Raw genomic sequence first — 298 nt, 5'->3', positions numbered from 1 at the left:
TGCCCGATTAACAAAAAGTGATCATCAATGGGCTTACAAAAATAAGAGAGAAGTGCTGAAAAGTTGTGGAAAGCCTTGTCTAGGTACTAGTATTCGTCTTGTTGATGATCATGGTAACTGCGGTCAAACGGTACGGAGGGGAGAAATCATTGTTAAGGCCCCTTATCCCTCAAGCGGTTACTACAAACGCCCTGAGCTTACTGAAAATTCTTTCCGGGACGGTTGGTTTTATACGGGGGATATTGGTGAAATAGATGATAGCGGATTCTTGTATATCGTTGAAAGAAAAAAAGACATG

The 298-nt window shown here is 41.6% G+C and carries 1 pseudogene; it reads left to right on the top strand.

What is annotated here, in order from left to right:
* Nucleotides 1–52: 52 nt before the first annotated feature.
* Nucleotides 53–298, top strand: a pseudogene (locus JKP73_RS22690) (AMP-binding protein); the annotation flags it as partial.

The organism is Virgibacillus salexigens (assembly GCF_014905415.1).
Classification (GTDB): Bacteria; Bacillota; Bacilli; order Bacillales; family Amphibacillaceae; genus Virgibacillus; species Virgibacillus salexigens.
This window is presented reverse-complemented; position numbering and strand designations above follow the sequence as displayed.